At 34.4% G+C, this 13,595-nt stretch carries 12 protein-coding genes; 2 read left to right on the top strand and 10 right to left on the bottom strand.

The window, feature by feature from the left end; all coding sequences use genetic code 11:
- Positions 1–91: 91 nt before the first annotated feature.
- From hisIE to pckA, 10 genes are all read right to left on the bottom strand, one after another.
- Entirely contained in the window at positions 92–691 is a 600-nt protein-coding gene (gene hisIE / locus FNW17_RS14905) for a bifunctional phosphoribosyl-AMP cyclohydrolase/phosphoribosyl-ATP diphosphatase HisIE (RefSeq protein WP_143389393.1), read from the bottom strand.
- A gap of 44 nt (positions 692–735) precedes the next feature.
- On the bottom strand, positions 736–1,491 hold the full coding sequence (gene hisF, locus FNW17_RS14900) for an imidazole glycerol phosphate synthase subunit HisF (RefSeq protein WP_144072056.1): 756 nt from the start codon (positions 1,489–1,491) through the stop codon (positions 736–738).
- A 55-nt stretch (positions 1,492–1,546) separates the two neighbouring features.
- Positions 1,547–1,912 (bottom strand): four helix bundle protein, encoded by a 366-nt coding sequence (locus tag FNW17_RS14895; protein WP_143389395.1) that lies wholly within the window; start codon positions 1,910–1,912, stop codon positions 1,547–1,549.
- Between the two features lie 123 nt (positions 1,913–2,035).
- Complete coding sequence (gene hisA / locus FNW17_RS14890; RefSeq protein ID WP_143389396.1) at positions 2,036–2,761, bottom strand: 1-(5-phosphoribosyl)-5-[(5-phosphoribosylamino)methylideneamino]imidazole-4-carboxamide isomerase; 726 nt, start codon at positions 2,759–2,761, stop codon at positions 2,036–2,038.
- A gap of 137 nt (positions 2,762–2,898) precedes the next feature.
- The gene (gene hisH, locus FNW17_RS14885) at positions 2,899–3,480 is read right to left on the bottom strand and encodes an imidazole glycerol phosphate synthase subunit HisH (protein WP_143389397.1); all 582 of its coding nucleotides are present in this window, start codon (positions 3,478–3,480) and stop codon (positions 2,899–2,901) included.
- Between the two features lie 72 nt (positions 3,481–3,552).
- Entirely contained in the window at positions 3,553–4,689 is a 1,137-nt protein-coding gene (hisB, locus tag FNW17_RS14880) for a bifunctional histidinol-phosphatase/imidazoleglycerol-phosphate dehydratase HisB (protein WP_144072055.1), read from the bottom strand.
- A gap of 61 nt (positions 4,690–4,750) precedes the next feature.
- Positions 4,751–5,803: a histidinol-phosphate transaminase gene (gene hisC / locus FNW17_RS14875; protein ID WP_144072054.1), complete on the bottom strand. Its 1,053-nt coding sequence runs from the start codon at positions 5,801–5,803 to the stop codon at positions 4,751–4,753.
- The gene (hisD, locus tag FNW17_RS14870) at positions 5,793–7,085 is read right to left on the bottom strand and encodes a histidinol dehydrogenase (RefSeq protein ID WP_144072053.1); all 1,293 of its coding nucleotides are present in this window, start codon (positions 7,083–7,085) and stop codon (positions 5,793–5,795) included. The genes hisC and hisD overlap by 11 nt, the downstream gene beginning before the upstream one ends.
- Before the next feature lie 210 nt (positions 7,086–7,295).
- A complete protein-coding gene (gene hisG / locus FNW17_RS14865) occupies positions 7,296–8,153 on the bottom strand; it encodes an ATP phosphoribosyltransferase (RefSeq protein ID WP_144072052.1) in 858 nt (285 codons plus the stop codon).
- Between the two features lie 347 nt (positions 8,154–8,500).
- Positions 8,501–10,141 carry a phosphoenolpyruvate carboxykinase (ATP) gene (pckA, locus tag FNW17_RS14860; RefSeq protein WP_144072051.1) on the bottom strand — a complete coding sequence of 547 codons (1,641 nt, stop codon included), beginning with the start codon at positions 10,139–10,141 and terminating at the stop codon, positions 8,501–8,503.
- 230 nt (positions 10,142–10,371) lie between these two features.
- Here pckA and FNW17_RS14855 point away from each other — a divergent pair, with 230 nt between their 5' ends.
- Together FNW17_RS14855 and FNW17_RS14850 are read left to right on the top strand one after the other, a co-directional pair.
- Positions 10,372–11,745 (top strand): threonine/serine exporter family protein, encoded by a 1,374-nt coding sequence (locus tag FNW17_RS14855; protein WP_144072050.1) that lies wholly within the window; start codon positions 10,372–10,374, stop codon positions 11,743–11,745.
- Positions 11,746–11,783: 38 nt separating this feature from the next.
- The gene (locus tag FNW17_RS14850; RefSeq protein ID WP_143389404.1) at positions 11,784–13,484 is read left to right on the top strand and encodes a putative transporter; all 1,701 of its coding nucleotides are present in this window, start codon (positions 11,784–11,786) and stop codon (positions 13,482–13,484) included.
- Positions 13,485–13,595: the final 111 nt, after the last annotated feature.

Raw genomic sequence — 13,595 nt, 5'->3', positions numbered from 1 at the left:
CTCATCAAACAAATGTACTAATCTTTTTTACTTATGACCCCGAGGCAGAGCCTCGAGGAATTCTTTTGATTAAAATTTAGTAAAAATAAGTTTACTTCTGGCGACCTTTTAAAACAGTTACAACATCGTTCAACTCAAATCCTTTGGCTTGCAAAAGAATCAAATAATGAAAAAGTAAATCGGCACTTTCATCCAAAAACAAATGATCGTTGTCGTCTTTGGCTTCAATTACTACTTCCACCGCTTCTTCTCCTACTTTTTGAGCAATTTTATTAATCCCTTTTTCGAATAAAGAGGCAACATAACTTTTCTCGGAATCCGCATTTTCTCTACGCGTTTTAATCGTGTTTTCTAAAGTTGAAATAAATCCAAAATCCGATTTGTTTTCTGTTTGCCAACACGTATCAGCACCAGTATGACAAGTTGGACCAACTGGTTTTACTTGAATTAAAAGCGAATCTTCATCACAATCATTCTTGATGTCAACCAAATTCAAAAAGTTACCACTTTCCTCGCCTTTTGTCCAAAGTCTTTGCTTAGAACGGCTGTAAAAAGTTACTTTTCCTGTTTCAACAGTTTTTTGATAGGCTTCCTTGTTCATATAGCCCAACATCAAAACATTTTTAGTTTCACTATCCTGAATGATGGCCGGAATTAATCCGTGTGCTAATCTTGAAAAATCTATTTCCATTTTTTTAAGTCTAAAGTTGTAAAGTCGAATGTCTTAAAGTAAAACTAAATCCGAACTTCAATATTATTATTTTTAAGTTCTCTTTTCAATGTTTTGATTTCAATTTCCTTGAAATGAAATACGCTTGCCGCCAATGCTGCATCGGCTTTTCCTTCGACAAAGGTATCAACAAAATGTTGTATATTTCCTGCTCCACCCGAAGCAATTATCGGAATATTTACTAATTCGGACAATTTTGCCAAAGCTTCGTTTGCAAAACCATTTTTGGTTCCATCGTGATTCATTGAAGTAAACAAGATTTCTCCCGCACCACGTTCCTCCACTTCCTTAGCCCAATCAAACAATCGAATCTCAGTAGCTACCTTTCCTCCTACCAAATGTACGATCCATTCTCCATCAATTTGCTTTGCATCTATCGCGACAACCACACATTGGCTGCCAAATTTTTGTGCCAAATCATTAATCAACTGTGGATTTTTTACCGCTGATGAATTGATAGACACTTTATCAGCTCCGTTATGTAATAAAGCTTCCACATCTTCAACCGTTGAAATTCCTCCACCAACGGTAAACGGAATATTGATAGTTGCAGCGACTTTTCGAACTAAATCTAATAAAGTGCTTCTACGCTCTTCTGTTGCCGAAATATCCAGGAAAACCAATTCGTCCGCACCTTCATCCGAATAGATTTTGGCTAGTTCCACAGGATCGCCTGCATCTCGCAAATCTACGAAATTGATTCCTTTTACGGTTCGTCCGTTTTTGATGTCGAGACAAGGGATTATTCTTTTTGTTAACATTATTAAAAGTTAGAGGTTAGAGGTTAGAATTTAGAAGTTCATAACCAAGAAAAAATCACTTTAATTTACTTTTTGCCGTGTTTATCGAAGCTACTATTATTGCAACCAATTCATTCGCTTCTTTGCATAATCGTATCATTTCATTTTTTACATTTTCATCGCCCAAATCATATAGTTCCAACAAAATTTCAATAAAAAAATGGCTTTCATCAGCTTCTTCTTCAACTATTTTTAATTTATTGATAAAATCCGCCGTAGATTTCCCTCTTTGCGAAGCTCTGTAATTTGCACCAACTGAACTCGAACATCTTATCAATTGATTAACGTAAGCATTATATTCTCTGGAATGAGGAAAATTTCTGCATAGTTTTCCACAATCAATAGCGAATTTTTTAGTTCTTGTCTTTAAATCTTGAGCCATAGAAATTCAATTAAAAGTTAGAGATTAGAAATACGAAGTTAGAAATAAATTTGAAGTAAGAGGTTAGAAATTTGAAGTGATGATTTTCTATCCCAACAACTTCTGACCTCTAACTTCTGACCTCTAACCTTGAATTATATAATTTTCCAATTGTTTCAACGAAATTCTTCCTTCGTAAATCGCTTTGCCGATTATTGTTCCTTCGCAACCCAATTCGGCTAATTTTGGCAATTCCTCAAAAGTAGAAATTCCTCCAGAAGCGATCAATTTAATTCCTTTGGCTTCTGCCAAAATCTTGGCATATAAATCAAAACTTGGCCCTTCCAGCATTCCGTCTTTGGCAATATCGGTGCAAATTACGTACTGAATCCCTTTGTTTTGATACTCTTGTATAAAGGGAACCAAATCTTCATCAGAATCTTCCAGCCAGCCTGAAACGGCTACCTTTTCATTGTTGGCATCCGCTCCCAAAATGATTTTGTCAGCACCGTATTCAGCAATCCATTTTTCGAAAATCGCCCTGTTTTTTACGGCGATACTTCCTCCCGTGATTTGGTTTGCACCACTTTCGAAAGCGATTTTTAAATCGGCATCGGACTTTAATCCTCCACCAAAATCAATTTTCAATTTGGTTTGAGAAGCAATTTGTTCCAATATTTTGTAATTGACAATTTTACTCGATTTTGCTCCATCCAAATCCACCAAATGCAAATATTCGATTCCGTGTGCTTCAAATGATTTCGCCACTTCTAGCGGGTTTTCATTGTATATAATTTTAGTATTGTAATCGCCTTTCGACAAGCGAACACATTTTCCGTCGATGATGTCTATTGCAGGTATTATTCTCATTGTCAAGTTAGAAGTTAGAAGTTAGAAGTTAGAGGTTAGAGGTTAGAGGTTAGAGGTTAGAGGTTAGAGGTTAGAGGTTAGAGGTTAGTAGTTTAAGATTAATTTTTGCCATTGAAATTGCCATTGCCATTGAAATTTTAAAGTTTTAAAAAGTTTCCAAGGATTTGTTCTCCCACATCACCGCTTTTCTCAGGGTGAAATTGCGTTCCATAGAAATTATCATTTTCTAAAGCAGAGGAATATTCTAGCTCGTAATTGGTAGTAGCAATCGTTTCGGTACAAATTGGAGCGTAAAAACTATGCACTAAATACATATATTCATTCTCAGCAATTCCTTTGAATAAATCCGATTTGAGATTGTAAATGTTGTTCCAGCCCATTTGTGGCACTTTCACTTTTGAAGTGAATTTTACAACATCAACATCAAAAATCCCCAATCCTATGGTATTTCCTTCTTCTGAATAGTTACACATCAACTGCATTCCCAAACAAATCCCGAAAACGGGTTGTTTCAACGTTGGAATCAAAGTATCCAAACCGCTTTCTTGAAGCATTTTCATAGCATAACTCGCCTCTCCCACTCCAGGAAAAATCACTTTGTCGGCAGCTTTTATTTCGTCAGGATTGTTGCTCAAAACCGCTTTGTAGCCCAATCTTTCGATGGCGAACATAATGCTTTGAATGTTTCCTGCTCCGTAATTTATGATTACTATTTTCATTATTTTAAGTTAGAAGTCAGAAGTTAGAAGTCAGAAGTTTCGAACTTCCCACTTCGAACTTCCCACTTTATTTTACAGCATCCCTTTCGTACTTGGTAAAATCATTTTCTCTGTGTCACGTTTAACGGCTACTTTTATCGCTTTGGCGAAAGCCTTAAAAATGGCTTCTATTTTGTGGTGTTCGTTCGTTCCTTCGGCTTTGATGTTGATGTTGGCTTTGGCTCCATCCGAAAAGGATTTGAAGAAATGATAGAACATTTCTGTTGGCATTTTGCCCACCATTTCACGTTTGAATTCGGTTTCCCAAACCAACCAGTTTCTACCGCCAAAATCAATAGCTACTTGTGACAAACAATCATCCATTGGCAAACAAAAACCGTAACGCTCTATTCCTAATTTATTTCCCAATGCTTTGGCAAAAACTTCTCCTAAAGCAATTGCCGTATCTTCAATCGTGTGGTGTTCATCGACTTCTAAATCACCTTTTACGATGATTTCTAAGTCCATTTGTCCGTGACGCGCGATTTGGTCGAGCATGTGATCAAAAAAAGCAATTCCAGTTTCGATTTTGCTTTTACCCGTTCCATCAAGGTTTACGTTGATGTAAATATCCGTTTCATTTGTTTTTCTTTTTATTGAAGCGGAGCGTTCTTCTAATTTCAAAAACTCATAAATTACTTTCCAATCTGTAGTTTGTAAAGCTATAACAGAATCTAATTCCTCTCTTTTTGAAGCAATCTCATCACCGCCCAATTCTTCGTCCGTATTGATAAAAATCGCTTTTGAACCTAAATTTTTGGCTAATTCAACATCTGTTATTCTATCACCTATTACGAATGAATTTGTTAAATCATACTCCGGATTATCAATGTATTTTGTCAACAAACCTAGTGCAGGTTTGCGCGTTGGTGCATTTTCGTGCGGAAATGTTTTGTCAATCAGCACTTCGCTGAAAACAACTCCTTCATTTTCGAAAGCTTTCATTACCAAATTATGCACGGGCCAAAAGTTGGCTTCCGGATGTGAATCGGTTCCTAAACCGTCTTGATTGGTTACCATAACCAATTCGAAATCCAATTCGGCAGCTATTTTTCCTAGATATTGAAAAGCTTTTGGATAGAATTCCAATTTTTCGAAACTGTCCAATTGATAATCATTCGGTTCTAAAACCATTGTTCCGTCGCGATCTATAAAAAGTACTTTTTTCATAATTATATTCTTTTGCTACAGATTTAAATGATAATAAAATCAGTGAATCTGTGGCTAATTTTTACTTCAATTTTTCTAGTGCCTCAATCAATTTCTTATTCTCTTCTTCTGTTCCAATAGTCAAACGCAAGGTATTTTCACATAAAGGTTGTGTAGTTCTGTTGCGAATTACAATTCCTTTAGCGATTAATTCGTCGTATCTTTTGTTGGCATCATCCACTTTTATCAAGATAAAATTGGCTTCCGTTGGATAGATTTTTTCGACAAATTTTACATCAACCAGTACTTTAAGTAATTCCTCTCTTTGTGCTATAATGGATGCTATTTCAGATTTAATTTTTTCTGGATTACTCAATCGTTCCAAAGCTCGTAATTGAGTTAATTCATTCACGTTGTAAGGTGGTTTTATTTTGTTTAAAACCGAAATCACCGCTGCTGAACCATAACAAATTCCCAATCGGATTCCTGCCAAACCATATGCTTTTGAAAGTGTTTGGGTGATAATTAAATTGGGATATTCGTCCAATTCGTTCATCCAACTTTGTTTTTTGGAAAAATCAATATAGGCTTCGTCAATTACGACTAAACCTTTGAAATTTTGGAGTAATTTCACTACGCTTTCATCTGAAAAAGAATTTCCCGTTGGATTGTTAGGCGAACATAAAAAGATGATTTTCGTATTTTCGTCAACAGCCTCCAAAATCTTTTCTACTTGCGGCTGAAAATCATTTGAAAGCAACACTTCCCTATTTTCAACGGCATTGATATTGGCCAAAACACCATACATTCCGTAGGTTGGCGGTAAAGTAATTACATTGTCCACTTTTGGTTCGCAAAAAGCTCTGAAAATCAAATCCAGTACTTCGTCACTTCCGTTACCGAGTAAAATTTGTTTAGTATTTACGTTTCTTTGTTTTGCCAAAACCACTTTCACGCTGCTTTGCTGTGGATCTGGATAACGATTCACGCCATTCTGGAACGGATTTTCATTGGCATCCAAGAAAATCATATCCGCTGTATCAAAATCCTCAAATTCGTCACGAGCTGATGAATAAGGCTTCATCGATTTGACGTTTTCACGGATTAAATTATTTATGTTGAAATTATTTTCCATCTTCAATCGCTTTTAATCGTAATGTAACTGCATTTTTGTGTGCTTGCAATCCTTCGGCTTCTGCCATAATTTCAATGGCTTTTCCAATATTTTGAATTCCTTTTTCAGATATTTTTTGGAATGTCATCGATTTGGTAAAGCTATCTAAGTTTACTCCTGAATAATTCTTGGCATAACCATTGGTTGGCAAAGTATGATTGGTTCCCGAAGCATAATCTCCCGCGCTTTCCGGTGTATAATTCCCGATAAAAACGGAGCCTGCATTTCCAATATTTCGAACATAAAAATCTTCGTCTTTGGTGCAAATAATGAAATGTTCCGGGCCATATTCGTCTATTAATTCTAAAGCCGTTTCGTCATTTTCGACAAAAATCAGCTTCGAATTGGCAATAGCTTTTTCGGCAATGGCTTTTCTTGGCAAAACTTCTAATTGGGATTGAATTGCTGCCTCGACTTCCTCAATCAATGTTTTTGAAGTTGAAACCAAAATTACTTGGCTGTCGATTCCGTGTTCGGCTTGCGACAATAAATCCGAGGCTACAAACGTTGGAACGGCAGTATCATCAGCTACAATCAACAATTCGGAAGGTCCAGCAGGCATATCAATTGCTACGCCAAATTGGGTTGCCAATTGTTTTGCAACGGTCACGAATTGGTTTCCAGGTCCAAAAATTTTATACACTTTTGGAATTGATTTGGTGCCGAAAGTCATTCCTGCAATAGCTTGGATTCCTCCTACTTTCAAGATTTTGGTCACACGACATAAATTCGCAGCATATAAGATAGCCGGATTTATATTACCTTTTTTATCCGGTGGCGAACACAAAACTATTTCTTTGCAACCAGCAATATTGGCTGGAACGGCAAGCATCAAAACAGTCGAAAACAAAGGCGCTGTACCGCCAGGAATGTATAAACCAATTTTTTGAATTGGTCTTTTTTCTTGCCAGCAATTCACACCTTCGATTGTTTCTACTTCAACTTTAGTGGTTTTTTGAGCCGAATGAAATTTCTCGATATTCGATTTTGCCAATTGAATGGCATTTTTCAAATCTTCGGAAATAGTTGAAATGGCTTGCTCAATTTCAGTTTTGGAAACTTCAATATTTTCAAATTTTGCACCGTCGAAAAGTGAGGTATATTTGGCTACAGCCTCATCCCCTTTTTTTTGAACTTCCTTGAAAATTTCTTTCACGGTCACTTCAATATCATCGATGGTTTGAGTCGGTCTTTTTAGAATTGCCGACCAAGTTTCGGGTTTTGGATTGAATATTTTGTTCATTGTTTTATTATTAACCCTTTGGGAGTAATTCAACTTGTTTTTTTTTAAACACATAGAAACATAGTTTGTATTAACTTTTAAAGTCGTTTCACTTTATTAAAGAAAATCATAGCTATGTATACCGATAAATCGGCTATTTAACTCTTTTTTCTATGTTTCTATGTGGTTAAATTTTATTTTAATTTAAGCTTTTTCACAAAACGACTTGAATTATAAAACCATTTTCTCAATAGGACAAACTAGAATTCCTTCGGCTCCAGCTTCTTTCAATTGGTCGATAACATCCCAAAAAGTGTCTTTGTCAATTACGGAATGAACGCTGCTCCAACCTTCTTCTGCTAATGGCATAACTGTCAAACTCTTTAAAACTGGTAAAATTTTACCAATGGCATCAATTTTGTCGTTCGGAACGTTCATCAAGATGTATTTTGATTTTCTAGCTCTCAAAACGGATTCGATTCGGAATTGAAGTGTGTCGATGATAGTTTGCACTTCTGGAGTTACTTTTGGAGAAACGGCCAAAACGGCTTCACTCTTGAAAATCACTTCCACTTCTTTCAAATTATTTTTGAATAACGTACTTCCGCTAGAAACGATATCTACAATTCCATCGGCAAGACCAATATTTGGTGCGATTTCGACAGAACCCGAAATTTGGTGAATATCAACCGTCATTCCGAAAGAACCGAAATATTCGATTACGGTATTGGGATAGGATGTAGCGATACGCATTCCTTCTAAATCTTTGATAGAATTGTATTTGAACGTTTTTGGAACGGCTACAGAAACTTTGCATTTAGAAAAGCCCAATTTCTGGATTACTTTGATGTTTTTTCCTTTTTCGACCAAAAGATTATCGCCAACAATGGCAATATCTACCACTCCATCAATTAAATATTGAGGAATATCTGAATTTCTTAGGTATAAAACTTCCAATGGAAAATTAGAAGCAGAAGCTTTAAGTTGGTCGTTTCCGTTGTCAATAGAAATTCCGCAGTCTTTTAGAATTTGAATGCTTTCTTCATTTAAACGACCTGATTTTTGAATTGCAATTTTTAAGGTACTCATTTTTGTTGTTTTTTTGTTGTTTTACAATTTTGTTTGAATACAACATTTAGGAAATAAAAAACCCGTTTGATGTACTCAAACGGGTTTTTAAATATGATTTTACATACATATCATTAACACATCGCTTGAGAGCAATAATGAGAATGATGGTGATGCAATTGAATTGATAACATAAATTTTTATTTGATAATCGTTTTAATCGTTTGCAAATATACTAGAAAATATAGTTACAAAGCAATTTTTAATATAACTTAAAGTAAATAAAATGTTAAAAACCATCTGCAGTATTGTTTTTCTAAAAAACGACATCAAACAGATGGTTTTAAATTTAAAACTGTGAAATAGTATTATGCTTCAACAGCTACATCTTCTAATGTAGGTCCAGAAGCAACTAAACGTTTTCCTTCTTGGTTACCTGTGTATTGCTCAAAATATTTGATGTAACGAGATGCTAAATCTTTTGCTTTAGTGTCCCATTCCGCTTTATCAACATAAGTGTCTCTTGGATCTAGGATTCCTTCGCTTACATTTGGTAAAACAGTAGGAAAAGTTAAATTCAAGAAAGGTATAGTTTTAGTTTCCGTTTTATTGATATCATCATTGATGATGGCATCGATTATCGCTCTTGTGTTTTTCAAAGAAATTCTTTTTCCTGTACCATTCCATCCTGTGTTTACAAGATAAGCTTTTGCATTGTGTTCTTTCATTTTACCAATTAATGTTTTAGAATACATTGTTGGGTGTAATGTTAAGAAGGCTTCACCAAAAGCTGGAGAGAAAGACGGTTCTGGAGCAGTAATTCCCCTTTCGGTACCTGCTAATTTAGACGTATATCCACAAAGAAAGTGGTACGCTGCTTGATCATCAGTCAAGATAGAAACTGGAGGCAATACCCCAAAAGCATCGGCAGAAAGATAGATGATTTTGCTAGCGTGTCCTGCTTTTGAAGGCAATACAATTTTGCTAATATGGTAAATTGGGTAAGAAACTCTTGAATTTTCAGTGATAGAATGGTCGTAATAATTGATTTCACCATACTCATCAACGATTACATTTTCTAATAATGAGTCTCTTTTAATAGCTCTCCAAATATCTGGTTCGTTATTTTGGCTTAAGTCGATAACTTTTGCATAACATCCACCTTCGTAGTTGAAAACACCATTATCATCCCAACCATGTTCGTCATCACCAATTAAATATCTTTTTGGATCGGCAGATAAAGTAGTTTTTCCTGTTCCTGAAAGACCAAAGAATACAGCTACGTCTCCTTCTGGACCTACGTTAGCAGAACAGTGCATAGAAGCCATTCCTTTTAATGGTAAATAGTAGTTCATCATTGCGAACATTCCTTTTTTCATTTCACCACCGTACCAGGTTCCACCAATAATTTGAATTTTTTCAGTAAGATTAAATAAAACATAGTTTTCAGAATTTAATCCTTGCGTTTTCCAGTTTGGATTAGTCGCTTTAGAAGCATTCATCACAACGAAATCTGGTTCACCAAAGTTTTCCAATTCATAGATAGAAGGACGGATGAACATGTTCGTTACAAAGTGCGCTTGCCAAGCTACTTCCATTACGAAACGAACTTTAAGTCTTGTATCTACGTTTGTCCCACAAAAAGCATCTACAACGTATAATTTAGGAGAAGTTGAAAGTTGTTCTAATGTTAGTGCTTTTAAATCATCCCAAACTGCCTTTGTAGTTGGATAGTTGGGAGTACTTATTCCATATTCTTTATCCCAACAAATGGTATCTTTAGAAACATCATCTTTTACTATATATCTATCTTTAGGAGAACGACCTGTAAAAATACCAGTTTTAACTGCTACACATCCTGTATCTGTTATGGCACCTTTTTCAAAACCTTTTCTTTTATGAGACACTTCAGCTTGATACAATTCTTCATAAGAAGGATTGTAAGATACTTCATGATATCCTGTAATTCCCAAATTGTGTAATTCCTGAATAATTTTAATGTTTTTCATAATTAAATTTTTTTATTTGATTTATCCTTATAATTTCTTCACCAAAATTAAGAATTTCTCATCTAATAAACCTGATAATTATCATATTTTGAATAAATCTACGAAAACGATTTCTTTGTTTTCAAGGGTTCGCGAGGTTTATATATGATAATTATCATATTAACTAAATTATTTATTACTAATTTTGACACAGATAAAAAAAGGAGATTTTTCATCTCATTTACAAAATTATGCTAGAAGATTCTCAAAAAATAATTGAAGAAAGAAAAGCACATTCGGTGCTGAACCTGCTAACTGAGATTGGAGAAATGATGATTACTAGTGGTGCCCATACTGCCAGAATTATTAGAAACTTAGAAAGAATTGCCAAAGGTTTAGGATACAATTGTGAATTAGTCTTGACTTATACAGGAATAGTTATATCAGTTTATAAACAAAATAAATTTAAAGCGCATACTCTCGCCAAGACAATAAAAACCAAAGGGTTAAACTTTGAAACTATTTCGGAAATTAGTATTTTGTCTTGGGATGTTTTAGAAAATAAAATTTCAATTGATGAAATCAAATCTACATTAAAACAAATTAAGGCTAAGAAAGTATATTCTGATTTACAATTATATGCTTTAGTACCTTTGGCAAGTGTTGCTCTTTGTATTTTATTTGATGGAGATTGGCTACAATCCATAATAGTTTATTTCTCTACTTTATTTGGGTACTTCGCAAGGAGATCTATGATGCTTAAACATCATAACCATATGGTAGCTTTTTTTATTGGTGCAACTATTTCTACGCTTTTCATACACTTTATGGGCGTATTTTGCAATATTCAGGTCAAAGAGGCACTAGTTGTATCTGTATTATATCTTATTCCTGGTGCCGTTATGATTAATTCTTTTATTGACTATTTAGAAGGATATTTCGAATCTGGAACGGCGCGATTAATTTATAGTTTAATGCTTGTATTAATGATTGCATTTGGTTTCCTTACCTCTACAATGATATTTAATATGCCTTTTGTTACTACATTAAATCAATTTGATTTTTCGGTATTCCAATTACAAATAAAAGAAGCTCTCGAGCCTCAAGGATTGTGGATTGAGATTTCTAAATTTATTTTCGGAGGTATAACATCGCTTGGTTTTGCACTTATGTTCAATACACCCAGAAGAGCATTATGGACCGTGTTTTTGCTTGGAGCACTTGGTTATTTGATAAAGTTTATGTTGATCAAAGAATTAGATATGAATCTTACTTTATCCATTTTTGCTGCATCAAGTTTTGTTGGAATATCAGGAATATATTTTGCACATAGAGCCCATACACCACCAATTATCTTTATGATTCCGGCTGTAATCAATATGATTCCGGGATTGTTAAGTTACGAATTTATGATGGGAATGATTGATTGGATTAGTGGTGGAAAAGGTCAAAAACCATCTGTTGAAGAAGTTATCCAAACTTTTTCTTATGGAATTTCAACTGTATTTATTCTTTTTGCTCTTGCTTTTGGAGTTGCTTTTCCCGTTGTTGTATTCAAATCCTACACCGTAAAAGGAAAAGATTTAAACGTTATGATTAAAAAGTTATTTGTGAGAAATAACTAGTAAGCTAATTTTTAAACTAATTTTTAAATTGATATATTATGTTCGAATGGTTTAGATTTTTATTCACTCCGACTGATGAGCCGGAAATGACACAGTCATTAATTGTCTTATTTATGGCCATAAGTGTCGGTTTTTTTGTTGGAAAAATTAAATTTGGAAATATTTCCTTAGGAGTTTCTGCTGTAATGTTTGTTGGTCTTTTCTTAGGTCATCTTGGTTTTACGATGAATTCTGAACTAATTCAATTTGTTCGTGAATTTGGGTTGATATTATTTGTTTACGGAATTGGAATTCAAGTAGGACCTACTTTCTTTTCGTCTTTCAAAAAAGAAGGTTTGGTTTTTAATGCGTTAGGAGTTGGAACTGTATTTTTGGGTGGAATTATAACCTATATAATTCACTTATTGGCAAATATAAAAATAGAAAATGCTGTTGGATTAATGTCGGGGTCAGTAACCAACACCCCGGGATTAGGAGCTGCAAAATCGACTCTTATCGAAATTCAAAAACAATTGAATCTTCCTTCCGATCACTTTTCGGATCCAGCGATTGCCTATGCGATCACTTATCCTATTGGTGTTTTTGGGATTATTTTACTCATTATTCTTTCTAAAAGTTTTTTGAAAATTGATTTAGCCAAAGAAGAAGTTTTACTTCAGGAGAAAAATAAAGATTCTGAGAATAAAATTGTTCGTCAAAAATGTAGAGTAACTAATCCTGAAGTTTTTGGAAAAACAATAAAACAAGTATTGAAAGAATTTAATATTAAAGATGTAATTATTTCAAGACAGAAACATAGTGGAACAATTGTTGTTTATTCGCCATCATTAGATGCAGTAATTGATACAAAAGACGTTTTGATGGTAGTTGCCAAACAAAAGGACATTACTAATTTTATTGATTGCGTTGGTAAGGTTTCAACCGATTTATTTATCGAATCAGAAGATGATCTTACCACTAAAATTATCAGTGTTACACAAAAAACGGCTACTCACAAAACATTAGCTCAACTGGATTTGTATAATCAATATGATGTTAAAGTTACCCGTGTTATCCGTTCGGGATTAGAAATTTTAGCCCAACCTTCTTTAGAATTATTTTACGGGGATACATTAATGGTTTTTGGTAACAGACAAGCTATTGCAGAAGTAGAAAAAATTGTTGGGAATTCTAAAAAAATACTTTTAGAACCTGATTTTCTTTCCCTTTTTGGAGGATTAATTTTTGGAGTAATTATTGGGTCTATTCCTATTATGATTCCTTCTTTGCCAGTTCCACTAAAATTAGGATTGGCTGCAGGACCACTTTTAGCCGCTTTATTTATCAGTAGATATGGAGGCGTTGGTGTAATTCACTCGTATATAAACAATGGTGCAATTCACTTTATGAAAGATTTTGGGATTTGTCTATTCTTTGCTGCTGTAGGAATTAAAGCGGGTCATGGCTTCTATGATAGCTTTATAGAAAATAACGGCTGGATGTGGATATATTACGGTTGTTATATCACATTTATTCCATTAACATTATTGGTATTAATCAGCCGATTTGTCTTTAAGCTGAATTTCTATCAAATGGTAGGTATTATGAGTGGTTCTTATACCGATCCAGCAGCCTTAGCTTTTAGTACAAAATACCTTGATTCAGACATCCCTAATCAATCGTATGCTACGGTTTATCCATTGGTAACCATCAGTAGGATTTTAGTGGCTCAATTGCTCATCTTGCTTTTTGCGAGTTGACACAATTTTATATACTTCAATGAAAAGGGGCTAATTCACCAACTGTGAATTAGTCCCTTTTTTGTGTTTTATGGTTTTAATTCACTTCAACAACATCAGAAAATTTTCAAT

The organism is Flavobacterium franklandianum, from assembly GCF_007097365.1.
GTDB classification, from domain to species: domain Bacteria; phylum Bacteroidota; class Bacteroidia; order Flavobacteriales; family Flavobacteriaceae; genus Flavobacterium; species Flavobacterium franklandianum.
Note: the sequence above shows the minus strand (reverse complement) of the source record. Positions and strands in the feature narration are given on the sequence as shown.

Bases quoted from the DNA above. Each gene is read 5' to 3' on its own strand.
- hisIE (WP_143389393.1), bottom strand. From the start codon at position 691: ATGGAAATAGATTTTTCAAGATTAGCACACGGATTAATTCCGGCCATC.
- hisG (WP_144072052.1), bottom strand. From the start codon at position 8,153: ATGAGTACCTTAAAAATTGCAATTCAAAAATCAGGTCGTTTAAATGAA.
- hisH (WP_143389397.1), bottom strand. From the start codon at position 3,480: ATGAAAATAGTAATCATAAATTACGGAGCAGGAAACATTCAAAGCATT.
- FNW17_RS14855 (WP_144072050.1), top strand. From the start codon at position 10,372: ATGCTAGAAGATTCTCAAAAAATAATTGAAGAAAGAAAAGCACATTCG.
- hisF (WP_144072056.1), bottom strand. From the start codon at position 1,491: ATGTTAACAAAAAGAATAATCCCTTGTCTCGACATCAAAAACGGACGA.
- pckA (WP_144072051.1), bottom strand. From the start codon at position 10,141: ATGAAAAACATTAAAATTATTCAGGAATTACACAATTTGGGAATTACA.
- FNW17_RS14850 (WP_143389404.1), top strand. From the start codon at position 11,784: ATGTTCGAATGGTTTAGATTTTTATTCACTCCGACTGATGAGCCGGAA.
- FNW17_RS14895 (WP_143389395.1), bottom strand. From the start codon at position 1,912: ATGGCTCAAGATTTAAAGACAAGAACTAAAAAATTCGCTATTGATTGT.
- hisD (WP_144072053.1), bottom strand. From the start codon at position 7,085: ATGAACAAAATATTCAATCCAAAACCCGAAACTTGGTCGGCAATTCTA.
- hisC (WP_144072054.1), bottom strand. From the start codon at position 5,803: ATGGAAAATAATTTCAACATAAATAATTTAATCCGTGAAAACGTCAAA.
- hisA (WP_143389396.1), bottom strand. From the start codon at position 2,761: ATGAGAATAATACCTGCAATAGACATCATCGACGGAAAATGTGTTCGC.
- hisB (WP_144072055.1), bottom strand. From the start codon at position 4,689: ATGAAAAAAGTACTTTTTATAGATCGCGACGGAACAATGGTTTTAGAA.